General features: G+C 60.6%; 24 protein-coding genes. 12 read left to right on the forward strand and 12 right to left on the reverse strand.

Features of this window, described 5'->3' with window-relative positions; all coding sequences use genetic code 11:
- Nucleotides 1-51 precede the first annotated feature (51 nt).
- The 3 genes from AAFM29_RS01430 to rimO all read right to left on the reverse strand — a co-directional run bounded on the left by AAFM29_RS01430 (nucleotide 52) and on the right by rimO (nucleotide 5054).
- A complete protein-coding gene (locus AAFM29_RS01430) occupies nucleotides 52-849 on the reverse strand; it encodes a transglutaminase family protein (RefSeq protein WP_341711035.1) in 798 nt (265 codons plus the stop codon).
- 218 nt (nucleotides 850-1067) lie between these two features.
- A complete protein-coding gene (locus tag AAFM29_RS01435; protein ID WP_341711036.1) occupies nucleotides 1068-3449 on the reverse strand; it encodes an EAL domain-containing protein in 2382 nt (793 codons plus the stop codon).
- 231 nt (nucleotides 3450-3680) lie between these two features.
- On the reverse strand, nucleotides 3681-5054 hold the full coding sequence (rimO, locus tag AAFM29_RS01440) for a 30S ribosomal protein S12 methylthiotransferase RimO (protein WP_341711037.1): 1374 nt from the start codon (nucleotides 5052-5054) through the stop codon (nucleotides 3681-3683).
- Between the two features lie 66 nt (nucleotides 5055-5120).
- Here rimO and AAFM29_RS01445 point away from each other — a divergent pair, with 66 nt between their 5' ends.
- A complete protein-coding gene (locus tag AAFM29_RS01445) occupies nucleotides 5121-5624 on the forward strand; it encodes a hypothetical protein (RefSeq protein WP_341711038.1) in 504 nt (167 codons plus the stop codon).
- A 12-nt stretch (nucleotides 5625-5636) separates the two neighbouring features.
- Complete coding sequence (locus AAFM29_RS01450; RefSeq protein ID WP_341711084.1) at nucleotides 5637-6023, forward strand: DUF1761 domain-containing protein; 387 nt, start codon at nucleotides 5637-5639, stop codon at nucleotides 6021-6023.
- A 12-nt stretch (nucleotides 6024-6035) separates the two neighbouring features.
- Here AAFM29_RS01450 and AAFM29_RS01455 read toward each other — a convergent pair whose 3' ends face one another.
- From AAFM29_RS01455 to AAFM29_RS01470, 4 genes are all read right to left on the reverse strand, one after another.
- The gene (locus AAFM29_RS01455) at nucleotides 6036-7103 is read right to left on the reverse strand and encodes a potassium channel family protein (RefSeq protein ID WP_341711039.1); all 1068 of its coding nucleotides are present in this window, start codon (nucleotides 7101-7103) and stop codon (nucleotides 6036-6038) included.
- 40 nt (nucleotides 7104-7143) lie between these two features.
- A complete protein-coding gene (gene surE, locus AAFM29_RS01460) occupies nucleotides 7144-7905 on the reverse strand; it encodes a 5'/3'-nucleotidase SurE (protein ID WP_341711040.1) in 762 nt (253 codons plus the stop codon).
- The gene (gene serS / locus AAFM29_RS01465; protein WP_341711041.1) at nucleotides 7905-9185 is read right to left on the reverse strand and encodes a serine--tRNA ligase; all 1281 of its coding nucleotides are present in this window, start codon (nucleotides 9183-9185) and stop codon (nucleotides 7905-7907) included. The genes surE and serS overlap by 1 nt, the downstream gene beginning before the upstream one ends.
- A gap of 113 nt (nucleotides 9186-9298) precedes the next feature.
- Entirely contained in the window at nucleotides 9299-11617 is a 2319-nt protein-coding gene (locus tag AAFM29_RS01470) for a TonB-dependent receptor domain-containing protein (RefSeq protein WP_341711042.1), read from the reverse strand.
- 109 nt (nucleotides 11618-11726) lie between these two features.
- Between AAFM29_RS01470 and AAFM29_RS01475 the strand changes: the two genes are divergently transcribed.
- The 4 genes from AAFM29_RS01475 (at nucleotide 11727) to AAFM29_RS01490 (ending at nucleotide 14973) form a co-directional block, all read left to right on the forward strand.
- Nucleotides 11727-12365, forward strand: a complete 639-nt coding sequence (locus tag AAFM29_RS01475; RefSeq protein WP_341711043.1) for a TetR/AcrR family transcriptional regulator — start codon at nucleotides 11727-11729, stop codon at nucleotides 12363-12365.
- Between the two features lie 53 nt (nucleotides 12366-12418).
- Nucleotides 12419-12640 carry a hypothetical protein gene (locus AAFM29_RS01480; protein WP_341711044.1) on the forward strand — a complete coding sequence of 74 codons (222 nt, stop codon included), beginning with the start codon at nucleotides 12419-12421 and terminating at the stop codon, nucleotides 12638-12640.
- 175 nt (nucleotides 12641-12815) lie between these two features.
- Nucleotides 12816-13568, forward strand: coding sequence for an NRDE family protein (locus AAFM29_RS01485; RefSeq protein ID WP_341711045.1), 753 nt, complete (start codon nucleotides 12816-12818; stop codon nucleotides 13566-13568).
- A 223-nt stretch (nucleotides 13569-13791) separates the two neighbouring features.
- Nucleotides 13792-14973, forward strand: coding sequence for a tyrosine-type recombinase/integrase (locus AAFM29_RS01490; protein WP_341711046.1), 1182 nt, complete (start codon nucleotides 13792-13794; stop codon nucleotides 14971-14973).
- A gap of 824 nt (nucleotides 14974-15797) precedes the next feature.
- Here the strand turns inward: AAFM29_RS01490 and AAFM29_RS01495 are convergent.
- Nucleotides 15798-16151 carry an AraC family transcriptional regulator gene (locus tag AAFM29_RS01495; RefSeq protein WP_341711047.1) on the reverse strand — a complete coding sequence of 118 codons (354 nt, stop codon included), beginning with the start codon at nucleotides 16149-16151 and terminating at the stop codon, nucleotides 15798-15800.
- Nucleotides 16152-16193: 42 nt separating this feature from the next.
- Between AAFM29_RS01495 and AAFM29_RS01500 the strand changes: the two genes are divergently transcribed.
- Together AAFM29_RS01500 and AAFM29_RS01505 are read left to right on the forward strand one after the other, a co-directional pair.
- Nucleotides 16194-16463, forward strand: a complete 270-nt coding sequence (locus AAFM29_RS01500; RefSeq protein ID WP_341711048.1) for a hypothetical protein — start codon at nucleotides 16194-16196, stop codon at nucleotides 16461-16463.
- Between the two features lie 176 nt (nucleotides 16464-16639).
- Nucleotides 16640-16795, forward strand: a complete 156-nt coding sequence (locus AAFM29_RS01505; RefSeq protein ID WP_341711049.1) for a hypothetical protein — start codon at nucleotides 16640-16642, stop codon at nucleotides 16793-16795.
- 30 nt (nucleotides 16796-16825) lie between these two features.
- On the opposite strand, the gene AAFM29_RS01510 is transcribed toward AAFM29_RS01505, so the two are convergent.
- Nucleotides 16826-17362: a hypothetical protein gene (locus AAFM29_RS01510; protein WP_341711050.1), complete on the reverse strand. Its 537-nt coding sequence runs from the start codon at nucleotides 17360-17362 to the stop codon at nucleotides 16826-16828.
- Between the two features lie 398 nt (nucleotides 17363-17760).
- On the opposite strand from AAFM29_RS01510, the gene AAFM29_RS01515 reads away from it, so the two are divergent.
- Together AAFM29_RS01515 and AAFM29_RS01520 are read left to right on the forward strand one after the other, a co-directional pair.
- Nucleotides 17761-19314: a CehA/McbA family metallohydrolase gene (locus AAFM29_RS01515; RefSeq protein WP_341711051.1), complete on the forward strand. Its 1554-nt coding sequence runs from the start codon at nucleotides 17761-17763 to the stop codon at nucleotides 19312-19314.
- Nucleotides 19304-20512: a DUF2235 domain-containing protein gene (locus tag AAFM29_RS01520; protein ID WP_341711052.1), complete on the forward strand. Its 1209-nt coding sequence runs from the start codon at nucleotides 19304-19306 to the stop codon at nucleotides 20510-20512. The genes AAFM29_RS01515 and AAFM29_RS01520 overlap by 11 nt, the downstream gene beginning before the upstream one ends.
- An 87-nt stretch (nucleotides 20513-20599) precedes the next feature.
- Here the strand turns inward: AAFM29_RS01520 and AAFM29_RS01525 are convergent, their stop codons facing one another.
- Nucleotides 20600-21148, reverse strand: coding sequence for a PilZ domain-containing protein (locus AAFM29_RS01525; protein ID WP_341711053.1), 549 nt, complete (start codon nucleotides 21146-21148; stop codon nucleotides 20600-20602).
- 363 nt (nucleotides 21149-21511) lie between these two features.
- Between AAFM29_RS01525 and AAFM29_RS01530 the strand changes: the two genes are divergently transcribed.
- Nucleotides 21512-21946 (forward strand): MucR family transcriptional regulator, encoded by a 435-nt coding sequence (locus tag AAFM29_RS01530; protein WP_341711054.1) that lies wholly within the window; start codon nucleotides 21512-21514, stop codon nucleotides 21944-21946.
- A gap of 82 nt (nucleotides 21947-22028) precedes the next feature.
- Here the strand turns inward: AAFM29_RS01530 and AAFM29_RS01535 are convergent, their stop codons facing one another.
- Complete coding sequence (locus tag AAFM29_RS01535) at nucleotides 22029-22412, reverse strand: excalibur calcium-binding domain-containing protein (RefSeq protein WP_341711055.1); 384 nt, start codon at nucleotides 22410-22412, stop codon at nucleotides 22029-22031.
- Between AAFM29_RS01535 and AAFM29_RS01540 the strand changes: the two genes are divergently transcribed.
- Nucleotides 22351-22995: a thermonuclease family protein gene (locus AAFM29_RS01540; protein WP_341711056.1), complete on the forward strand. Its 645-nt coding sequence runs from the start codon at nucleotides 22351-22353 to the stop codon at nucleotides 22993-22995. The genes AAFM29_RS01535 and AAFM29_RS01540 overlap by 62 nt on opposite strands.
- A 178-nt stretch (nucleotides 22996-23173) precedes the next feature.
- On the opposite strand, the gene ubiM is transcribed toward AAFM29_RS01540, so the two are convergent.
- A complete protein-coding gene (gene ubiM, locus AAFM29_RS01545; protein WP_341711057.1) occupies nucleotides 23174-24346 on the reverse strand; it encodes a 5-demethoxyubiquinol-8 5-hydroxylase UbiM in 1173 nt (390 codons plus the stop codon).
- Nucleotides 24347-24371 lie beyond the last annotated feature (25 nt).

Raw genomic sequence — 24371 nt, forward strand, 5'->3', positions numbered from 1 at the left:
CTTTGGCGGCGGTTACCAGTCCCAAGAGATTGGGGCCAGACTGCTGCATTCCTATTCTTTCGTCACGCGAACCGAGAGTGTCCCGAAGTTGCTGTGCCCGAAGCTGGTCAGGAAGCTAACGTCGGCGGCATCGCGGCCAACCCCGATGATGGCTGTTTCGCCAGGGTCGGCCATGTCGGTGGCATCGACAAGGTACCAAGTGCCAGAAGCACTGTTCGACGGGTCCGCGAGGAAGACCTCCGCGACTGCGTGAAAGTCGGGTGGGTCGACCCCCGGAGCATAGCAGGACACGTAGCGTGCGGGTATCGCGCTGGCGCGTGCAAGGCAGATCAGGACATGGGTGTAGTCGCGGCAGACACCACGCCGGGCCACGAAGCTGTCGACTGCTGTTGTTTCCGTTCCGGAGCTGCCAGGGGTGTAAGCGAAGTTCGAGGCGATCCAGGATCGAATCGCTTCAATGCGAGCGCCGCCGGAAAACGTACCGAACTCAGTTTCCACGAGTGCCTGGAACTGTTCCGCTGGGCAGTATCGACTATCGAGTAGATAGCCCACCGCCTCAGCGGGAAGTTCATGTGGAGCAAGCGAGGCAAGTTCGACCAAGGGAGGAGCAGATCGTTCGACACCTACTGAGGCACAATAGCTCACACTGACTTGACCAGAAGCCGGAAGCCAGATGCGTTCACCGATTCCCGCCTCGGCCATCACTCGGGTTAGGGTGGGGGCGGGATTTATGCGGGTTTCCGATGTCTCGACTCTCTGAGACGCGAGCCTGGCCACCTCGAACTGGAGCAACACGTCGGTTGCCTGTTCGACGGCGAAGGTAAACTCGGTTTCCAGATTGAGAATCATTTGATGGGTAATGCCCAAGAAGATCAAGGTTTCGAACAGTCGGCGGGCTGTATTCCATCAGTGTAGCCAGGACAAAAAAAGGGCTCCGTGAAGGAGCCCTTTTTGTTCGATTTGAGCAAGCTCTCAATCAAAGAGCCACTGCCAGATGTTCCAACGCATGATGGTACCTCCTGTTGATACAGTGGTAACCATCTATTAACCATATCTGTTTGTAAAGCCTAAACCATGTTTACCGCGCGGGTCTCCTGGGCTGTATCCTTGAATTCCAATAGGTTAGATAACGGGATGGGTCGCGAAAAGTAGTAGCCTTGGAGCTCGTCGCAGCCGATTTTGTTAAGAATTTCCATGTCCTGCGCCGTTTCGACGCCCTCAGCCACGATAGTGATTCGCGCTTCCCGACCCATCGAAACGATACTTGAAACGATTGCACGAGCTTTGGCGTCGCGGGCTAGGTTCGCCACGAATAGTCGGTCGATCTTCAATTCGTCGAATGGGAGTTCATAGAAGGTCTCGAAGTTCGCTGCGCCGACACCGAAGTCATCGATCGATATCCGCAAACCCAGCGCACGAAGTTCGTGGAGAATGGTCGACGCGGTTCCGAGATCGGCAATGCGCGAAGTTTCGGTGATTTCCAGCATCAGGAAGCGTGGATCGAACCGCGTCGCCTGAAGGATGTTTCTGACGATTCCGACGATACGCATGTCGCCCAGCAAGGTCGCCGAGATATTCACCGACATGGTGATCGTACGTCCGCGGAAGTGCAGAAGCTTGCCAGCAGAGCAGGCGCTTTGCAGCACGTACCGTGTGAGGTGCTCCATGCGTCCGGCTTTTTCGCACTGCTGGATGAAGTGCATCGGGTTGATGAAGCCACGGGCTGGATCGTGCCAGCGAACCAGTGCTTCTACCCCGACCATATGCCCGGTCGCGGTCTCGATCTTCGGCTGATAGACGCAGTATATCTCGCCCATCTCCATGGCTTCGTCGATCCGTGCGCGAAGCGATATGTCCCACAGCAAGTCCGACTGGATGCTGCTCTCGGCGAATTTGATGGGTTCGTGGGCTTCGGAAGTTTCCTCAGCGGCAGCCAGCGCAGCGACGATGCGACCCTGCGAATCGCCTTCGATCGCGGCAAGTCCGAACGTGATATCGACATCGATGGAGTGAGCATTGACCAACACTGGGGCGGCAAAGATGGCGCGCATGCCCTCCAGGTGCTCAATCAGTGCCTTGGTGTTGTCGCTGTGCGTGTACCATCCGATGTGGTGCCCGTCAGAATAGATCGCCAGTCCGGGATCGGCGGCGCGCAGTCTGTCGATGACCTTTATCAGATACGCGTTGCGGTCCTCGTTGCGCAGCGACTTCAGAACGCGCTCGTAGTTGTGCAGCTTGGCGATTACGACATGGCCTGAGGTCGCGCCTTCGCGGGTAAGCCGGGCTTCCAGCGCACGCAGGGTTGGAATACCGGTGTCCTGGTTGACCAGGGCGACCCAGTGCTTCCAGCGTGTGCGCGATCGGAACATCGCGTAAATCAGGCAGAGCCCTATCGCATAGGAAGCCTCAAGGCGGATGCCGAGGCGCGCCGCAACGGCGAGTGCAACCGGGATCCCGGCCGAAATCAGTGCGTATCCAACCCAACGACGCCGGCGATTGGTGCCGATCACGACCAGCAGCGTAAGCATGGCGGCAACGGCGGCCAGCATGATCCGGCCGTCGACAAAGCCAGTCCGGTCATTGCGGAGAGTTTCACCGGCATGGATTGGGATATAGCTAGCGGGGGCATTGGCGCCCTTCGGAATGCTAAGGCGAGTTCCTGAGACTTGGCGTTCATAGCCAATAACGACGTTCTTGCCCGCAAGATCGATCCTGCTGGATTTCGGGTTGCCCCTGTCCAGAAGTTCATCGAGTGAGAGCGTGGTCAGTTCCTGGCTTTGGAAGCCATAATCGATCTGGAACGTGCCTTGCTTCTTGCCGGCCCAACCACCCAACACCGCTCCCAGGGTTGGGATCTCGCGACCCTCGATGGGATAGGTGTAGCGACTGACCCATTTGACCCCGAAGTAATTCGTGTCCTGCTTGTCCGAGACTACCCGGCTTGCGTGCCCGGCAATTTCGGGAATTGTCCTGTAGACGACTTCCTGACCCTTCGCGTCGAGTTCGACCTGGTCGGCGAGGACAATGCGGGGGCCAAGATCGGCGATCGCGCGGGCAAGCGCGCCATCATACTGCGCTGACGAGGGCTCATCGAATGCGATATCGAGGTAGACCTTACCGACCCCCCGGCGTTCAAGCTCTTCGAGAGCTTGTGCCAGTTCGGCGCGGCGATGCCCAAGCCGGGGATCATCGAGATCGTCCGCTGAACTGAGGAATACGACGTTGGCAGGGGCGGTTTGACTGGCCAGCTTCGACTGGATCATCCAGGCGAATTGGTCGACTGGATTGAGCAGACTTGGAATGAGGATCGCGAAGGCAATCAACGCTGACCAGAACACGTGTCTTACGCGCGTGGACGCGCCTCCGCTGCCGAGCCGTGGCCAGCGAAGCGGTGTCCAGCGCAATGCGTTCAAGGCGCGGGTGGCGTCCATCGCAACCCTTATGGGCATCTTAAGTTTAAGAAAGTTTTGACAGAGAGCACCGCATTAGCCGCAAGCCTTGGCGATCTGCGGGATGCGATGGTGAATTTCGCGTTAGGGAATGAACTCCGCGAAAGCCCCCAAAGAGGGTGAATTTGGCTACCGGGTGCCGGAAAGGCCAGTCAAACCGGCACTCTAGATGGCAAATTTCCGCTAATCAAAGATGGTTAATTTCGCCCTGACGGCAATTTTGTTACCGAATTAGGCGGAAACAGCACCGAATAAATCGTGCGCGTCGCTTTCTTCGATATCGACTTTCACGATATCACCTTGGGTGAGCCTAGCAGGCACATTGCGCAGGAATACGTTGCCGTCGATCTCAGGTGCGTCGGCTTGCGATCGACCCGTCGCACCGATGTCGCCATCCTCGTCCGGCTCGCCAACTTCGTCGATGATGACGGAAATGGTCTGGCCAACCTTTGCCGCAAGCTTGGCCGCGCTGATGCGCTCGGTCACTTCCATGATCCGGGCGTAGCGCTCCTCCTTGATCCCTTCGGGTACGGGATTTGGCAGGACGTTTGCCTGTGCGCCCTCGACAGGCTCGAAGCGGAAGGCGCCGACGCGGTCGAGTTGCGCTTCCTCGAGCCAGTCGAGCAAGTAGAGGAAGTCGTCTTCGGTCTCACCGGGGAAGCCGACAACGAAGCTCGATCGGATAGCGATTTCCGGGCAAATCTCGCGCCAGCTCTTCAGCCGTTCGAGAACCCTAGCCTCATTGGCCGGCCGCTTCATCGCGCGCAGGACCGAAGGGCTGGCGTGCTGGAATGGGATATCGAGATAGGGCGTGAGCAGGCCTTCGGCCATCAGCGGAATTACCGCGTCGACATGCGGGTAGGGGTAGACGTAGTGCAGCCGCACCCAAGGCTGATCGCCTTCTGGTGTCTTGAGCCGTCCCAACTCGCGTGCAAGGTCGGTCATGTGGGCGCGTACGGAGCGGTCCTTCCACATGCGCTCTTCGTGGCGGGTATCGACGCCGTAGGCGCTGGTATCCTGGCTGATTACCAGCAGTTCCTTCGTCCCCGCGGCAACCAGCTTCTCTGCCTCGCGCAGCACAGCATCGATCCGTCGGCTGGCCAGTTTCCCGCGCAATTGCGGAATGATGCAGAAGGCACACGAGTGATTGCAGCCTTCCGAGATCTTCAGATAGCTGTAGTGCCGCGGGGTCAATTTGACATCGATTTGCGGGATCAGGTCGACAAAAGGACCCTGGGTCGGAGGCGCGGCCTCATGGACCGCCTCGACCACCTGTTCGTACTGGTGCGCACCGGTTACCGCGAGTACTTGCGGGAAGCGTGCGCGGATCACATCGGCTTCTTCGCCCATACAACCGGTCACGATCACGCGGCCGTTCTCGGCGATTGCTTCCCCGATCGCCTCCAGGCTTTCCTCCTTGGCGGAATCTAGGAAGCCGCAAGTGTTGACCAGAACAACATCGGCGCCCGCATAGTCCGGGCTCATGGCATAGCCATCTGCGCGGAGCTTAGTGAGGATCCGTTCGGAATCGACCAACGCCTTGGGGCAGCCAAGCGAAACCATGCCGACCTTCTTCTGGTCAGGGAGGGTGGTGGTTGTGGTCATACGCGCATGTTCCGTGAATTGCGCGGCCCCCTACACGCAACTTTGGCTTTGCGCTACCGGCAAGCCATGCGAATCACACTTACCAAGGGCGAACGAGCCGACCGTATCAATATTGATCGAGCCGACGGAACGCATGCAAGTTTCGACTTCCCGAAGAAGGGGCCGGTCCCGCACGATGCATATCACTTCTTCGTGGAGCGAGAGCTTGGAATGAAGGCGGGCTTCTGGGGCCTGGTTGCTGGAGGCATGGATCCCGAGGCGGTCGGACAAATGGCGGCGGAGGCAGGCCATGCCAGCGCCAAACGCGCGTGTGTGCCAGATGCGTCGATCGTCGAACTCCTGCAGGCCGAACGGCTGGTCGAATGCTTCGAAGCCGAGAGTTGGGGCGGCGGTTCGGACGACGCGGGGATCATGGCGATGGCCGAGCCTGGCTGGGCGTCATCGCATGTTCCCGCGCCGGCAGGAGTCGAGACTCGACTCGGTGCGATCCGCGCAGGTATCGTAGGTTTTTCAGAGACCTGGTGCGCGCTGGCTCAGCGTGAGGCAGTCATGCTGGAATGGGAGGGCTAATCTTTGGGCAATGTGAACCTGCTCACCGTTTTCCTTGCCGCACTGGCGTTCTTCGCGGTCGGCGCACTTTGGTACGGCGTCCTTTTCGGCAGACCCTGGCAGCGCGAGACCGGTGTTACTGAGGCACCGAAGGGCGGGCAGGTCGCCAAGATCATGGGGCTGACCTTTGCCTTCGAACTGCTGGTCTGCCTCATGCTCGGCCACAATATCGCGCGCACCAATCCGGCGCCGCACGTTATCATGATGATGGCGATCGGCTTTGGGCTGACCATTATGACGCCAGCGATCGGTATCAATTACCTCCACCAGAGAAGGTCGCTGACGCTGTTTCTGATCGACGCCGGGCACTTCGTTGCTGGAATGGCTGCGGCTGGCGGAGTATTCGTAGCCTTCGCTTAGGCTCGCGTGCCTTTACGACCCAACGTGCCCGTCACCGTGCTGCGTGCCGTTCACGGTGGGTATGATTTCGACGATGACGTCGCCGGGTTGCAGCGTCTGGCACTCTTCTTCCCAGAAGCCCAGCGCCTTTCCATCGCGATAGACGCGTAGGCCTCGCCCACCCGTCTTGAGTTCGGACAGGGAGCAACCGCATTCCTCTGCGGTGACTTGACGTTCGACCAGTTGCACCCGGCCGGACACCGAGGCGAGATCGGCGAGATAGTCCGCGATATGTTCGCCCTTGGCACTGCCTGCCAGCAGCAGGCCGGTAAAGCGCACGGGGTTGATGACGTTGTTGGCACCCGCCTGCCGCGCAAGCGATTCGTTGTCATCGGCGCGAACCACGGCGCTGATCGGCACTTCGGGTGCCAGTGAGCGAGCGGTCAACGTGATCAGTATGGTCGTATCGTCGCGCCCGGCGGAAATCAGCACGTTCGCCGCCTTGTCGATGCGCACGGCCTTGAGCGTCTCGTCGCGCGTAGCGTCACCTGCCATGACGTTGCAACCTAGCGCTTCGGCGTCATGCAGGCGGTCCTCACTCGGGTCGATGACGACGATGCGGCTGGGGTCGGTGCCACGTTCGATCAACTCAGCGACCGCTTCGGAGCCGGAAACCCCAAAGCCCAGCGCGACAATATGGTCGCTCAGTTTTTCCTGGATGCGGGCCATGCGCCACTGCTCCCATGTGCGTTTGATAAGGAAGTTATAGGCTGTGCCGACGAAGATGAAGAGCACGGCGAAGCGGACTGGGGTCACGATCACCGCCTCGACCAGTCGCGCCCGGTCCGAAATTGGCGCGATGTCACCAAAGCCGGTGGTGGTGATCGAGATCATCGTGAAATAGACCACGTCGAGGAAGCTGACTTCGCCGTCGAGGTTGTCCACCAGCCCGGTGCGATCCCACCAGTGGATCATGATCACCGCAAAGATCAGCAGGAACGCGGAGCCCAGGCGGATGCCGAGATCGCCCCACACCGGGATGCGGACGGCCCGGCGCAGTGGTTGGAAGCGCGCGGATCGGGCCTTGCGGCTTGCACTCATTCGCCGGCCCATCCCGCAAGCGTTGGTGCGCCCTGCTTCATCAGCCGTAACGGTCCGCCAGAGCGCCGAGCGAGGCGTGATGCGTGAGGTCGAGATGTAGCGGTGTTACCGAGATATATCCCTCGTCGATCGCTTCCAGATCGGTTCCGTGATCGAGCGTGTGCTCGATCGCTTCCAGTCCAAACCAATAGTAGTCATAGCCGCGCGGGTCACGCCCTTCGACCACTGTGCCTCGTGAATAATCATGGAAACCCTGTCGCACGATGCGAATGCCCTTCACTTCGGAAGCGGGCAGGGCGGGGAAGTTGACGTTCACCAGCGTGCGCTTCGGGAGTGGAGTTTCTAGTAGGGGGCCCAGGACCTTGGCACCCCATTCAATCGCCGCGCCGAATGGAACGTCGTCGCCCATTCCCTCGCGCGCATAGACCTGGCTCATGGCGACAGAACGCACGCCGGCCAGAGCGCCTTCGATGGCGGCAGAGACGGTACCCGAATAGGTGATGTCGTCGGCAAGATTGGCACCGCGATTGACGCCCGAGAGGATCAGGTCGGGTGGCCCGTCCATGACCTTGCGCAGGCCCAGCGTAACTGCATCGGTCGGGGTCCCCGTGACCGAGAAGCGTCGCTCGTCATGCTGCCGCAACCGCACCGGCTTGGTCAGCGTGAGCGCGTGACCCATGCCCGACTGCTCTTCGTCCGGCGCGCAGATCCAGATATCGTCACTGAATTGGCGCGCGATCTGTTCGAGAACGACCAGGCCCGGTGCGCGAATGCCGTCGTCATTGGTCAAGAGGATACGCATCAGACTTGCGGCTCCAATGTAGCGATACCGCCCATATAGGGTTGGAGAACTGTTGGGACAGTGACGCTGCCGTCTGACTGTTGGTAGTTTTCCATCACGGCCACCAGCGTGCGCCCCACGGCAAGGCCGGAGCCATTGAGCGTGTGGACGAAGGCGGTCTTCTTTTCGCCTTCGGGGCGGTAGCGCGCATTCATCCGCCGTGCCTGGAAATCGCCGGTGTTCGAGCACGAGGAAATCTCGCGCCAGGCGCCTTGCCCTGGCAGCCATACCTCCAGATCGTAGGTCTTGCGCGCGCCGAAGCCCAAATCGCCGGTGCACAGCAACACGCGGCGATAGGGCAGGTCCAGCGCCTCGAGGATGCTCTCGGCGCATTTGGTCATGCGCTCATGCTCGGCCTCGCTCTCTTCCGGACGACAGACGCTGACCAACTCGACCTTTTCGAACTGGTGCTGACGAATGAAGCCGCGCGTATCGCGCCCCGCCGCGCCTGCCTCGCTTCGGAAACATAGCGTGTGCGCGGTCATGCGGATCGGCTCGGCAAGATTCCCTAGGATCGTGTCGGCAACCGAAGCGGTCAAACTGACTTCGGAGGTAGGGATCAGCCAGCGCCCATCGGTCGTCCTGAAGCTGTCTTCGGCGAACTTGGGCAGTTTGTCGGTGCCGTACATGGCATCATCGTTGACCAGCACCGGCGGATTGCACTCGGTGTATCCGTTTTCCATGGTCTGCTTGTCGAGCATGAACTGCGCCAGCGCGCGGTGCAGCCGCGCCATGTTGCCGCGCAGGAAAGTGAAGCGGGCGCCCGACAGCTTGGCCCCGGTCTCGAAATCCATGCCGAGGGCAGGGCCAAGATCGGCGTGCTCCTTGGGCGCGAAATTGAACTCGCGCTTTTTCCCCCACTGGTGGACTTCGACGTTGTCGGATTCATCCGCCCCGCCGGGAACATCCGCAGCGGGTATGTTGGGCAGGCGGGCGAGAAGGTCCTCGAGTTCGGCCCCGGCGGCGCGCTCCGCCTCTTCCCATTCGGGCATCGACGTCTTGATCTCTGCGACCTCGGCCTTGAGTGCTTCGGCCTTGTCCTTGTCGCCTTGACCCATCGCCTGGCCAATGGCCTTCGACGCCTCGTTGCGGCGGCTCTGGGCCTGCTGGACTTTGGTCGAAGCCTCGCGCTTCGCCGCGTCCAACGCGACGATCCGCGCGGCCGCTGGCTCGGCACCCCGGCGGGCGAGTGCGGCGTCGAAAACTTCGGGATTGGCGCGGATAAAAGCGATGTCGTGCATGGCGGCGCGCTATGCCCTGTCCCCTCGCGCTTGGCCAGAGGCATGAGCGCGCTGCCACCAAACGAAAAGGGTCGGGGCACGCCCCGACCCTTCAGTCCAGGTCCTGGGAGGAGTTAGAACCTGTATTCAGCGGTAACGTAGAACCGGCGCGGATCGCCGTAGAAGCCGGTCAGGTTGCCCTCGAGGCCGAGGCGGGTCGCGGTCACGAAGTCGTAGCCCGCGACGATGTAGCGCTTGTCGAACAGGTTCTTGCCGTGGACGCCGATCGACCAGCGATCGCTGTCGTCGGTATAGACGATGCTGGCATCGACCAGGGAGAAGGCATCCTGGTCAAGCGGTCCGCGCAGTTCGAACTGGCTCGAATCGCCGCGCATCGAAACCGAACCGATGAAGTCCACGATACCCGTGGCGATCGGCAGGCCCAGATCGAAGCTGGCGCTGGCGGTGAAGTCCGGCGTGTTCTGGAACACGCGTTCGTCCGCCACGTCGTTGCCGAAAGAGTCGATGAAGGTGTTGAAATCAGCATCGAGGTAACCGATCGCCCAGTTGAACGCGAGCTGGCTGCCCGCCCCGGCGAAATCGCGCCCGACAATCGCCTTGCCTTCGACCTCGATCCCGTTGACGTCGGCGCTGCCGGCGTTCGAGGTGATGCCGATAAAGCTGTCACTTACGCCGTCGCCATTGCTGTCGAAGCCGACCGATCCGGGAATCTGGATGTCGGAATAGTCGCCCTTGAAGATTGCAAGGCCGATGAACAGGCGATTGTCGAGTAGTGAGGCCTTCCAACCGAGTTCATAGCTGTCGACCTTTTCGGGGGCGAAGCGCAGGAATTCGAACTGATCGTCATAATCACGATCGCCGTCGCCATCGAGATCGGGCGCCGCGGTCGACTGGCCGCGCGGGTCGAAACCGCCACCCTTGAAGCCCTTCGAGTAGGTGAAATACAGTGTGTGGTCGCGGTTGGGCTTGAAGGCCAGCGATGCGCGCGGTGTGAACTGCTTGAACGTGTCGCTGCCCGTGAAGTCGCTGGTAACCGCAATCGCGGTGGCCGTTGACGGCGGGAACAGGTCTGAGAAGCCACCGATGAAGGTGGTACGCAGGATCCGGCTGGACCGCTTGTCCCACGTGTAGCGCCCGCCGAGCGACAGGCTCAGTTGCTCGGTGATGTCGAAGGTGAAGTCGCCGAAGATCGAATAGGTTTCGGTATCCACGTCGCCCAAGGTTTGCGCGTTCAGGCCGGGCAGGCCGACTGCGGGCAGGGCACCGGTGGTGAAGAGCGCAACGTCGAAAGCCGTATAAGCATTGGCGTCGAGATAGTATGCGCCGAGTACGCCCGAAATCCGGTCGCCTTCGTACAGCAGCTGAAGTTCTTCGCTGAACTGCCTGTTGCGGTAGATCGCGGGAACATCGAGGTCGGCAGCAGGAAGGCTGTCGAAGTCGATCGGGGTGGTGGAGTGGTCCTTGCGATAACCGGTGATCGATTTCAGGGTGATGGTATCGCTCGCCTCATAGGCGATGGTCAGGCCGCCGCCATAGGCTTCGACTTCCTGTTCGACGACGTTGAGGCCCGCGCGCGTATCATAGACGCTGTCGAGCACCGGGGCGCCGCTGAACTGTCCGGCAAGGAGGCGGTGGCCCTGCCGAGGATCGGAGTTGTCCTTCACATAGTCGCCCGACAGGCGAATGAAGAGCGGGCCATCGTCGTATTCGATCGTGCCGCGTGCCGCCCAGACGTCCTTGTTGTAGTTCTCGACGCCAGGCTGGGTGAGGTTGTCGCCAAAGCCGCCGCGTGAAAGCCGGGCCCCGCTGGCGCCGATCTTCAGCGTGTCGCTGATCGGTGTCGAGGCGGAGAGGATAACGTCCGCCTGGTCATAGGAACCATAGGTCGCGCGAACCTTGACCTGCGTCTCGTCGGGCAGGCGGGCGGTAACATACTTGATCGCGCCGCCAATGGTATTGCGGCCGTAGAGCGTGCCCTGCGGCCCGCGCAGCACTTCGATCCGTTCGACATCATATATGTCGAGGACAGCAGCTTGCGGCCGATTGAGGTAGACGTCATCGACATAGAGGCCGACGCCCGCTTCGAAACCGGCGACCGGGTCCTGCTGGCCAACGCCGCGGATGAAGGCGGTCAGCGTGGTGTTGGTGCCGCGGCTCACCTCCAGTGTGAGGTTCGGAACTTCCTGCGCCACCTGCGTCAGGTCCTGAGTGCCCTTGAGGCCCAGTTCTGCGCCGGTGATCGCAGTAACCGACAGGGGTACGTCGGTAATCCGCTCTTCGCGACGGCGCGCCGTCACCACGATGACGTTGTCGTTTTCCTCAGCGACAGTGCCCGCATCGGCACTTTCCTGGGCATGGGCAGGAGCCGCGAGAAGGGCGATGGTTGCGACGCCGGCGGACAGGCCGGCAGCAAGCAGTTTGGTCTTGCGCATAGATTGGGTTCTCTCTCCCTGGTCTCTTTGGTACCCCAATACTGAAACCTGAACCACCTTTCAAGTTCGAACTTGTCGCAGATACATTTCCGGCTTAGGAGTGCTGCTGATGGAAGGGGTGGTAATGGATACCGCGACGAGCAATGCGGATCGTGTGCCACGCACCGATCGCGGGCGGAAAACGCTGCGCAAGCTACTGGATGCGGCGGCGAAAGAGTTCGCCGAACGCGGGTTCCACGATGCTTCGATCAGCGCGATCACCCGTAGGGCCGGTGTCGCGCTTGGCACCTTCTACACTTACTACGACAGCAAGGATGCGATCTTCCGTGCCCTTGTCAGCGACATGAGCGAGCGAGTCGGTGCAGCAGCGCGTGACGCCTTGGTGCCCGGGATGGACGCAGTCGAGGTCGAGCGTGCCGCATTGGAGGCATTCCTTCGCTTCGCGGCGGACAACAAGGCGTTGTACCGCATCATCGATGAAGCGGAATTCGTCGATCCGGAAAGCTATCGGGCTCATTATGAAACGATTGGCGACAGGATCGAAGAGCGCCTGCGTGCGGGTGTCGCTGAAGGAAAACTGCGCCCCGAAATCGGTACGCCCGAAGCTTGGGCGTTGATGGGGATGAACGTCTTCCTTGGGCTGCGCTACGCGATCTGGACGCGCGAGGGCGATCCCGACCCAACGGCGATTGCGCGAGCAGCCAATGCGATGCTGGAACTGGGCATAGCTGCCCGCAGCAAAGCGTAGATCAAGGAACCCCTTCGCGGCTCGCCGGTTCAATATGCAAAGGAGACATTTGCATGTTCGGCAAGATTATCGGAGCAGTCGCAGGCAAAAAGCTTGCCAACCAGACCAGCAAGATCGGTGGGGCCTCAGGGGCTGCGATTGGGGTAGTCGCCGCAAGTGTGCTGCGCAGAGTGAGCCTCCCAGCCATGGTTGCGTTGGGCGCTGGTGGTTACCTCGTGAAGAAATACGCTGACCGGCGGAAGGCGGCTGACGCTGGCTTTTCAGAAGGCGTGTGAGCGAGACATCTTACCGACGCGCGAACTGATTGCTCGGACGGGAATTCTCGACCGGGCAACGGGTTCCGCGATTGATCGAGCTGTTCTAAACTCTGGCCAGTTCATGTTCGGCCAAGGAGTTTTCGTGCCCAAAAATTCGTTGGATGCGTCGTTCGAATGGGCGATCGGCTGAGCCATGTGCGTCATTGCCTTCGCCTGGGACCATTCCCCGCAGTTCAAGCTCGCGCTGATCGGCAACCGCGACGAATTTTATGCGAGGCCCGCTTCCATGGCCGAGCAGTGGGATGACCGGCCACAGATTATCGGTGGCCGCGACCTCCAGGAAGGCGGAAGCTGGCTTGCAATTTCACCCGGACGCGGGGTAGCCGCGGTCACCAATGTTCGCGAAGGGGCACCGCAGGCCCGCCCGCTTTCTCGAGGATCGCTTCCCGTCCAGTTTCTCGAAGCACCGGATGAATTCCTTGAGCGGCAGGGAGATGATTTCGCCAACTATCGTCGCTTCAACTTCATCGGCTTCGTGCCCGGCCAAGCTGCCTATCGTTCCAACGCCGATGGCCTGATGGCCAAGGCACTCGACCCAGGGCTGCACCACCTTTCCAACGCAACCCTCAATGCGCCCTGGCCTAAGTCCCTAGCCTTGCGCGAAGCGCTCGATGCCTGGCTCGCGGCAGGGCAGTTCGATGATTACGATCCGCTCTTCGCAGCTCTGCGCGATACGCGCTGCGCCCCCGATGAAAAGCTGCCCGACACGGGAATAGGCATCGAGCGTGAACGCGCGCTAGGTTCACCATTCATCCGCACACCGGAGTACGGGACTCGCACCAGCAGCATCCTGCTGCTCGACCGGTCGTTTCGTGGCGTGCTGATCGAACGGCAATTCGACCGCGGGGAGCGCCAAGGGCTAGATAATTATGTCGAGATCGGCTGACCGAGCCGACTTCCCATTTCCGAACCTGCTCGAGTGGAAATGGTGGGCGCGACAGGGATTGAACCTGTGACCCCACCCGTGTGAACGACAAGATCTAGGACAAATACGGACCTGCGCGGACGCAGAATATACTTGAAAATCAAGGTCTTTCGTCTATAGTCGTCCTCAAGCGCGCGCCTGTGTTTTTCATACTTTTTTCATACTTTTTCGATTTGCGGCGCGGATGGAGAACGGTTTTCCGGACCTCAGCAAGATCGGATCGCGCGACAAATTGAAGCCGAGAGCGGACAAGGAGCCGCACTGGCAGCGCCTCCAAGCGGGCTGGTACGTTGGCTATCGACCCTCAAAGCTTGGCAGCTATGGAACCTGGTTTGCTCGCGCGTACGATGAGGATCTGCGGAAATACCGTCGAAAGGCACTCGGTCATTTCGGAACCCTCACGGGCAAGGATGTCTTTGCTGCCGCCAGAAAGGAAGCCGTTGCTTTCGCAGAGTTGGTCGAAAGCGGGGGAATTCAGGTCGAGACGCTGGAGACAGTGGCCGACGCATGTCGAGCCTACTTGAATGAAAAGCCGAGCGCGATCGCAGAAGGTGTGTTTCGACGCCATGTATTTGGGGACCCACTCGCGCAGACCAAGCTTTCAAAACTACGCAGACGTCACCTGAGTGACTGGCGAAAGCGTCTTGAAGATGCTCCTGCTTTGATCAGCAGGAGCAAAAAGGGCGACAAGCGATTCAAAGTCCGTTCGGCTGCTACTATCAATCGAGATATGGTGCCCCTCCGCGCCGCACTTTGGCGAGTTCTCGCTCCCGGCGCGCCGAGGTCGGACGCAGCTTGGCAGGAAGCACTAAAGCCTATCAAAGGTGCTGACCGGAGACGGGATCTCTATCTGGACAAGCAAGAGCGTCGTCGGCTGCTCGCCGAGCTAGACGCTGATATTGAGCCGTTTGTGCGTGCGCTCTGTCTGCTTCCGCTCCGGCCTGGTGCCTTGGCTGCGCTAAACGTCAGCGGCTTTGAAGAACGGACCAGAACACTTACGATCGGCTCGGACAAGAACGGCGTGCCCCGCCAGATTGCCGTGCCCGATAGCATCGCAAGCTTCTTGAGGGAGCAGTCCAAGAGTAAACTGCCATCTGCATGGCTGTTCACGCGCAGCAATGGAGTTCCCTGGTCGAAAGACACGTGGAAGGGTCCGATCAAGAAGGCTGTGCTTTCGGCTGGGTTGCCTACAAAAGCATCGGCGTACACCCTACGGCACAGTGTCATCACAGATCTGGTTCGCGGCGGCCTTCCTATTCTGACCATAGCGCAATTGGCGGATACAAGTGTCGCGATGATTGAGCGGCACTATGGGCACCTTGTTCGGAACGATGCCGAGGAAGCCTTGGCGCAACTCGTGCTCTGATGGTCCTACGATTCTGGGCTAGCTGGCCCCCGGCCATTCGACACGAAGCCTATGGGCTAATATGAATCGTAGTTGTTACTCTTCACGGCAATGAACCAGGCGCGCATTGAGTGCCAGAGCTTGGCGAGCGACAAGAGGTTCATCTTATTGATTGAGAATGTAGTCGCAGTGTCGAGAAGGCGCTCCGCTTGACCCTCGCCCGAACTTTCCGATCCAACTGCCTTGTCGAGAGGCAAAGACGCCAATCTCATGGCCGAGAGCGTTGCCTTCGAAAGGCGCTCGTGAAACTCGAGTCCAAATTCGATATCGGATTGCCGGACGATCGTTCCGTCGACGATGGCACCGTCAATCAGCTGAACGGAGACTTCATCTCCTGCCTTGAGTCACAACTGGTCATAAAGCGGATACCCGACCGGGAAATGTACTGGATCAAAGCTCTTTCAGTCGATCCCTGCGCTTGCTCGATCTTGGTCCTGAAATGGATGGTGTGTCGCACGTCCTTCCGCCAATTCTGGTCGGGAAAGAAACAAGTCACGATGGTGGCCCATATGGGTTGTGGGCGTGTTGGCATGGAAATATCCCGACAGCGCTGTCGAGACCTAGCTGTCCCAACGAGCCTAATTCAAGTCGCACCCCTTGGAAAAGCGGCCCCGCAAGCTTCCTCACACAACAATCGCGAGAGTGCTATCAGAGCAAATACAGCTACCGATCGAGGGCGAGGTTAACCATTTGCGGTAGTGTTTTCTGCCCGAACGCTTCCGCTGCCGGGACTTTGCTGGCCATGAGCGCAAGACCGGTAGCAGCTACGAACTGCAACTCAGATATCAATGCGGAATCGCTCTGGTATTGCCCCAGTTCGTCATAGCAATTCGACCGAATTGCGCGCCGTATTCGCTTGGGCTGACTCCAAACCGACGGGCGAAGACTGCGCGCATCCTATCGGAATCACCGAAGCCACAATCGTAGGCGATCGACTTGAGCGGCAACTCACCGGCCTCAAGTAAGTTGCGTGCGGCATCGACACGAGCCTGTTCGACGAATTCGCGCGGCGTTACTCCAGATTCTTGGGTGAAGTGCCGGCTGAAGCTGCGCACGCTCATGCCCGTCACGGCCGCCAGATCCTCCACTGAAAGCTCGTGCCGCAGGTGATCTAGAACGTAGGACGGAATGCGTGCCACCAGCGAGTCCTCTGGCGGCGTCTCGGCAAGGAAGGGACTGAATTGGGACTGTCCACCGCGTCGCTGGGTGACGACGACGAGGTGCTTGGCGACTGCGAGAGCGATCTGCGCCCCGTGATCCTGCGCGACCAGCGCCAGCGCCATGTCGATGCCGGCCGTTATTCCAGCCGAAGTGACGAGCCGGCCGTCGCGCACGAAAATGCGGTCAACCTCGACTTTCGCCTGTTTCTTTCACCGCCTCTCGCGGACAATGCGGGCCGACCAGCTATTCCGTACCCCGCGCCAATGCGCAAGCGGGTCGGGGAAGGGTGAAGGCATTCCAATGCCGCGCTTCGGGCAAGCGGCCAGGCACTTCAACATAAAGCGAGGGAGCTCGAGAAGGCCTATTCGGGCAGCAATTTCGGAACAACTGCCGCAATGCATGAACGGCAATCGCGACGATCCAGGCATACTAGTCCTTTGTCAATTCAGGCAGGGGAGTCCGCAAAATGAAGACCTGGATTGTCACCGGCGCATGGCGCGGCTTTGGCCTCCGCATTGCCAAGCCATCCCTTGAACAGGGCGACCATGTCATAGTGACCGCGCGCAACACCAACGCCATGCTTGAGCGCTCGGTAATGGCGCGCGCGCTTGAGGGTGTTTGACCCCAGTATCGTCCTCCGCGGTGGAATTCCTTAGGAGTAAGGTATCGGTTCGGCCGTGAAGCCGCTCACTATCTGGCCAGGCAGCATCACGGCCGAGCGACCGCTGACAACGATTGCGCCGAGGAGCGCGCCTGCCGTATTGCCCCTGCCTTCCTGGCGGTAGGTGCCTCGCAGCGCGTAATGTCGCCCATTGACGCTGACCTTGTCGAAGCGAACCTCGAACTTGCCCGACTTGCCTCCGATCGCCCTCCCGGTCTTCCAGACAATAGTGCCAATCACCGATGACCCGCGCGGGATGACTACGGTACCGTTCTCGACGACGTCGCCTACAGTCGCGAACGCGACCTGATCGCCTTCCTTCATACGTTTGGAGGTGATTTCCTGGGTCGGCGTAAGCTCGAGCAGGGTGCCCTCGGGGAGTACCTTCGCCAGCTTTGGCGGTACTGACTCGAGCCGAAGGCCGAGCGTCGTATCCGTCGCCTTTGGGACATCGCTCGTCGCGACCTGTGCCGCGAGAGGCGTGCCAAGCAAGAGTGCGGCTACTGCCGCAAAACTGCGAAATCCCATGAACACGACCCCTCAAAGCTAGGCTGCCACAGCGGTAGCCTCATCTGTGCCCCATCGGCCAAGTCCCTTCGAGAGGCGCCGATAAAGCCTGTTCGCTCTCGATTGCCGCAAGGTTACACGCCCTTTGTCGCATCCTTCGATCCGGCCTCGACCGTTTGCCCCGTGGCTGTTTGGAAGGGCCCGGTCGATCCGCACGGCAATTGCTTCGACTCATGGAGGGTCCGGGAATAGTCGGGGCCTAGATAAAAATCCCGTTGAGGTACTCGTCTTCAGTATTACTCAGCCGGATTGGAGTTCCACTCAGACCTTACGCAATCGCCCCTAGTGTTATCCGGCAGCGTGAAATAATCGGATACTCGCGCTATGCTTGACGCCTCAATCGACTCGGGGGATCGATTATGCGCGCTGCCCTTGCATTTGCCTCGCTGACATTTTCCGTGCCGGCCCTGGCCCAGCTCGACGAGATTCGCTTCGGGAACCTCCACGCGCATACCTCCTATAGCGACGGCAGCGGGCTTCCCGAAGACGCCTATCGCATGGCCTGCGAGACCGGCCTCGATTTCTTTGCCGTAACCGAGCACAACCATGCCGCCGCCGATGGCAAGGGCGACCGGCGCGACGGGGTGATGATCGCGACCTCGCCGCAACTCTATTCGGGCGACCCTGCTTCGCTGGTGAGCGCCGCGGACCGCATGGACGAACCTGGTGACTGCATCGCGATTTACGGGCAGGAGTTCTCGACGATCAGCCAGGGCAACCACGTCAACATTTTCGACGTGTCTCAGGTGATCGATGTCGCCAACGGCCGCTTCGACCTCCTGGTCGAATGGCTGGAAACGAATCCCGATGGCGCAGGCGATTTTCCGCTGGTGCAGTTCAACCATCCCCGCGGTGGCAAGCGTGCGGCGAGGGACTATGGGCGCGACGATTTCTCGGGCGGCAGCGAACTTGCCTGGTTGCAGGCCCTGGGGCCGCGAGTCTCCTTGATCGAGGTGTTCAATGCCCCTGCCTTGAGGCCCGGGACAGGGCAGCGCACCCACGATCATGCATCCGAATATCGCCAGTACCTGAATCTTGGTTTCCATGTCGCGCCCAGCGTCGGCCAGGACAACCACTATGAAAACTGGGGACCTTCGACCGAGGCACGCGTTGGCGTAGTGGCATCCGACTTCTCGCGCCGGGGTATCCTCAATGCTCTTCGCGCGCGCCATGCCTATGCCAGCGAGGATCGCAACCTCAGGGTTATCTTCCGTTCGGGTCCCGCGCTGATGGGCGATGTTGTCGACCCACCCGCAATCGGTGCGGAACTGCCGCTGACGATCCAGCTCCTCGACGAGGACGAGCCCGATGCCGGCTATGTCGTCGATGTCTTTCGCGATGCCGCGGGCGGGCCGCCCGCGAGCCGCCCGGTCGAACGGTTTGAAATTACCGGCAACCAACCCACACCATTCGCGCTCGAAGGGGTACGCCTGGAAGCAGTGGGGGAGTATGTTTTCCTGCGCATAACCCAGTTCGGCGACGAAGCCGCCGACGATGACGAGCATCCCGACGACGATGTCGTCTGGACGGCACCCATCTGGTTCGAGCCGGCGCATATGCATGGTGAAGCCGCGTCCCTTGCGCGGGTCCGGATGACGGCGATGATCCCCGACCCGGTGGGCGAGGACCTGGACAATGAGCAGATCACATTCAGCAACCTGGGAGATGCCGCGGTGTCCCTTGTCGGCTGGCAGGTGCGCGACCTTGCCGGCAATGTCTGGATGCTCGATCCTCTCGTGAGTCTCGGTGTCGATGCGAGCGCGACATTGAAGCGACACGGTGCCCCGATGGCACTCAACAACAACGGCGACCGAATCGAGCTGGTGTCGCCGGACGGCAGCGTCGTACAGGTCTTCGCCTATGGCAGTGTGACGGCTGGCCAGGAGCTCGAGGTGCCCGACGATGCCAACTGAAACCCGACAGGCGAAAGTCAGGGGCGCGTCGCGCAAGGCGCCGGGCAGGGACCTCGTGGTCATGCTCGACGGAACCGGCAATGAACTAGGCCGCAACCTGTCCAATGTCCTCAAGCTGTTCCGGATCGCTGCGAAGACCGAGGAGCAACGGGTGTTCTACAACCCCGGTGTCGGCACGATCGGCAAGCCCAGCCGCTGGCGGCGCCTGCGCCAGAACGCGTCGAAAGTCTTCGGTCTCATGACCGGTTACGGCCTCGATGCCAATGTGCTCGAGGCCTATGGCTGGCTCTGCCGCAGCTGGAACGAAGGCGACCGCATCTGGCTTTTCGGGTTCAGCCGCGGAGCCTGGACCGCCCGCGTGCTCGCCGGGTTCATCCACATGGTGGGTTTGTTGAGGCCCGACCAGCTCAACCTGTGCGGCTATGCGCTGGTGGCTTACAAGAAGGCCTCGGAAGAGGACGATCTGCCGATCGCCTGGCACTTCGCACGCGTAAGTGCCGCGCGGCGCGCGACGATCCACTTCGTAGGCGTGTGGGATACGGTGAGCTCGGTTATCGTGCCGCGCAAGGATCGCCTCATCCCGAGTTTGGAGACCCTCCCCTATACCGTGGCCAACCCTTCGGTACGCATTTTCCGGCATGCCATGGCGATCGATGAGCGCCGCCGCATGTTCAGGCTAAGTCGCTGGGCTCCCGGACAGAAGTTTGTCGCCAATCCCTTCTCCAGGAGCGCGCCGCCGGACCAGGATGCGTGCGAACTGTGGTTTTCCGGTGTCCACTCCGATGTCGGTGGTGGCTACCGCGAGGAGGAAAGCGCGCTCTCGAAGTACCCGCTGATCTGGATGGTGGAGGAGGCGAAGCTGGCGGGCCTCTCGATCAACACCGCTATGTTCAATCACCTGGTGAGAGGGCGGCCCCGCAAGGGCAGCGAGCATCGCTATACGCCGCCCGACGCCGCGGCCGACCAGCACAACTCGCTCTCATGGGCCTGGTGGCCGCTCGAAGTGCTGCCGAAGCTCGCGAAACTGCGCGAGACCCGGCGGCATGGATGGGGCGTCTACTGGCCGCTTGGCGAGCGCCGCACGGTCGCTTCGGACGATGAGTTGCACCCGTCAGTGAAGGCTCGGCTCAAAGCGCGTGCCGACTACAGACCCACGAATCTACACGGTGGTGTCGGCGGCAAGGTTACACGCGATTGAGACCGTAAGCTCGACCGTGGGCTACCGGCCGTTCCTTTGATCGTTGGCACGCTGAGAAGCTCTTCCAGCGTCAGAGCGGATCGAGGCCTAGGCGAGTGCGCGCAGGCGCTGCGAGACGATATCGAGGATTTGCAGCCGGTCGAGGAACTCGGCGACAATGCGTTCATCCTCGCTGAGGCTATCCGCCAGCCGGTCGAGCTGGTCGGCTATGTCGAGCAGGCCGTCGCGTGTCGTGGCGGCGGGCGTTGTCCCCAAGGTCATTCGGTGGTGCGTATCGGCGACGGGATATCGATGCTTTGCTTCCTGAACGACGCGGTCCACTTCGCCCTGGCGTGCGTGGCCTGCCGCAAGCCAGTTCTGAACATCGATGCTGCGTTCGAACCGCAATCCAGCTTCGTCCCCACTGCGGCGCAATATCTTCCCCGTTACGGATAGGCTGCCTCGCCTTATCCGGCAGCGCTCTCCTGAATGAGGTAGATCGGGTCCAGCGACCAAGGCGCCGCCAGGCGACAGATTGCGAATTCGAACCGGGGCGGACATCGCATCGGTCAGGATGGTCCCCATCACGAACGTGTTCGTACGGGCTTCCTTCCTGCGCGATCTGTCAGCAGCATAGTCGACGGCAAGCGTTTCCATATGGATTTGATAGGTTTTTACCAAGAAGATTGGCCTTACCAATAATAAGTGGGAATACGTAAATCTCGGTTTGTCCCTTCTCTCCACTTGAGGCCATTCGATTTGGACAGCACTAGGTTTTTGTGAGAACGCGCCGAAGGCAGCCCAATCACGCTGGGTATGGTGCTCTTCCTCATGTGTTGTGGCTACCCAGAGGGTGAAACCCGGCTGTAGATTTCGACGATTAAGTCGAGAGCCACACGACCCCACTACTGCCAAGGCATCGCATCCAAGCTCGTTGCTTGAACTTGCTTCCAGGGCAAACTAGCTGGGCGATGATACTCGCGCCTTTTTGCACGAGTTCGGCGCGGGAGGGGGCTGAAGATGGACAGTTTTCGAGAGAATGCGGAGACCCTGATCGTCCTGACAGCTGACATCGTCGCGGCCCACCTTAGCAATAATCGCGTCGCCCTTGAGGACGTTTCGAATCTGATATCGAGTGTTCACGCGGCTCTCTCGGGCCTGGGAGATGCGGCAACTCGTCCTGAAGGCCGTGCAGATCCGGCTGTGTCTGTTCGGGCTTCCGTGAAGAAGGATCATCTTGTTTGCCTTGACTGCGGCAGGAAGCTGAAAACGCTCAAGCGCCACCTTTCGGTGGAACACGAACTCAGTCCCGCTGCTTATCGTCAACGCTGGAGCCTGCCTTTCGATTATCCAATGACAGCTTCCGCCTACAGTGAAACCCGCAAGGATCTCGCCAGGAGGTTCGGCCTCGGAAGGAAGCCGGTACAGCGGGCAGGCAAGAAGAAGAAGGTGTAAGCTGGCCCCGTGTCGGCGGTGGTCAATAAGGATCTGGGCCATTCGTGGGCGCTCGAAGGTGGGCAGTACCGAACCACAATGACTAACCCTCGCAGCCGATCCCGTCCCCATCGCGGTCGAGATGGCTCGCATAGCCTGGCTCGCCTCGGCGGACGGGCGCTGCGCCTGCCGCCCGGGCGGCGGCACAATTGGGATAATACACTTCGCCGTTGCTCGGGGGGGAGACCGACTGGCCCGCATTGGGTCCGCGATGGCAGTGACGTCCCCCGTTCTTGCGATCGTTGTGGCAGCCATCGGCCGCCAGGCCACCTGGGTGGGCTGCAATCGGGGCAGGGCCGAACAGGACATAGACGAGGCTGGCGAGCGCGATCAGCTGCAGGGCCATCAGGATCGCAAATTCGATTTTGAGGGGTGTAAGCGGTCCGGCCAGCGTAGCCGACGGGGACTCGCTTTCGGTATCGGGCATTCGCGTCCGGCTCTTTGGTATCGATGCGCCGGAACTCGCCCAGAACTGTTACGATGGAGAAACAGTTGTCGCTTGCGGGGAAATGGCGAAGGCGCAGCTCCAGGCGATGATCGGCAGCTCCCAGGTCAGCTGCTCCGGGAAGTCGACCGACAGTTTCGGCCGTATGGTCGCTGTCTGCCGGATCGGGAATCTCGATCTGGGACTGGCGATGGTCGAAGCCGGCTGGGCAACTGCCTATCGAAACTACAGTGACGTTTACGTCCCTGCCGAGACGCGTGCCCGGGCATTGCGGACCGGCCTTTGGCAATGGACCTTCCAGCCGCCGGAAGATTTCCGGTCAGCGCAGGAAACCCGCGAAGCTCCTTCGTCCGCGAACCGCGTGCCACACCAGCGGCAGGCCGGACCTGTGCGGAGGTGGGAACGCGATGCACAATGCCTGATCAAGGGGAACCGCAATCGGAAAGGCGAGTGGATCTACCACCTTCCGGGAATGCCTTATTACGATGCGACCCGCGCCGAAGAGTATTTTTGTACCGAAGCCGATGCCCGGGCTGCAGGTTATCGCCGTGCGATAGTTCGCTAGTACAGGCGCAATCAGGCTTGGTCCGCCAGGATGGAGCTCCTGGTAACCGGCTCAAAAGGTTTCTCCGGCCGACTTGCCCCTCCTCCTCCAGCGCGCGTGTCGGGTATGGCCGCACGGGCTGCGGGGATCATCCAGCTTTGCTTCACTTGCCCGGCGTCGCTGGGGCGCAGCGCCATATCTACGCCCGGCTTCGCATGAGAATGCGCGTTACAGCGCTGCGTACCGGAGGGAATCCGGAAGCAAGCAAGCCGGCATTGCGTGCAAGACGCCCGGTCGGGCGATCGTCCGTATAGAGTCCAACGATTGCATTGGTGGCGGCGTACAGCGGCCAGGTCGCCAGCCTGTGGCCGGCTTCAAAGCGCCGTAGGACGCGGAAGTTGCCGGGGTCTCCAGAGCTGCCGAAACCACTGGTCACAAGACGGGTCAGTCGCTCGGTACCCGCCAATCCCAGATTGAAGCCGTGCGCCGTGACAGGATGCATTCCCACTGCGGCATCACCGACAAGGACAGCCCTTGGCGCCACGAAGTGTCGGGCATAGCTTGTCGTTAGTGGGTAAAGGTGGAGCCGTGTCAGCGGCCGCATTTCCCCGAAGCGCCTGGCGAACCTCCGGGTCAGTTCTTCCGCCAGGTTGCAGTCGTCCATGGCAGCGAGACGTTGCGCCTCGCTATCGCGCAGCGTGACCACAACCGAGGCCTCGTGGCTGCCTAGCGGGAGCAGGGCCAATGTCTGCCCATTGTCGAACCATTCGGTTGCGATGCTGCCATGATGCCGTTCGATCGCGACCCGGCCCACCAACATCGATTTGCCAAGCCGATTCATGCTTGCCGCAATCCCCAGCTGTGCACGTAGTTCCGAAAAGCGTGAATCGGCCGCGACCAGCAAGGATCCCGCGCAAGTGTCGCCGTCGTCGAGTTCTATTCTTGCCTCGCTCTTTCCCGTCGTTGTCGATCGGGTTGCTCGGCCAGCAAGAAGTTCGATCGCCGGTAGTTTGCGAGCGGTTTCGAACAAGGCCCGGCGAATATCGCAGTTGGATACGAGCATGCCAAGGGGTTGCGCCTTGAAGCGCGGCGGTCCCAAGGTCAGTGCGAGTGGGGACTTTCCGTTGAGCACGCGTGCCGAGGCCAGGGGGTAAATTCTCCCGGAAGGGATGTTCTGCCATGCTCCAAGGCGTTTGAGCGCCGCGATCGACGAATGCGTAAGCGCAATCTCGCGCCCATCGAATGCAGGATCGGCGAGTTCCTCTTCCAGCATGCGTTCAATCAGGGTGACTGGAACATCTACCCTTGCCAAACCGATAGCGAGAGCGAGTCCGGCCGGACCGGCGCCGACGATGAGGACAGGCTTGGCCATATACGATGTCCTGGCTTGGCAGTGA

This window comes from Erythrobacter sp. (genome assembly GCF_038133525.1).
In the GTDB taxonomy this organism is placed as follows: domain Bacteria; phylum Pseudomonadota; class Alphaproteobacteria; order Sphingomonadales; family Sphingomonadaceae; genus Qipengyuania.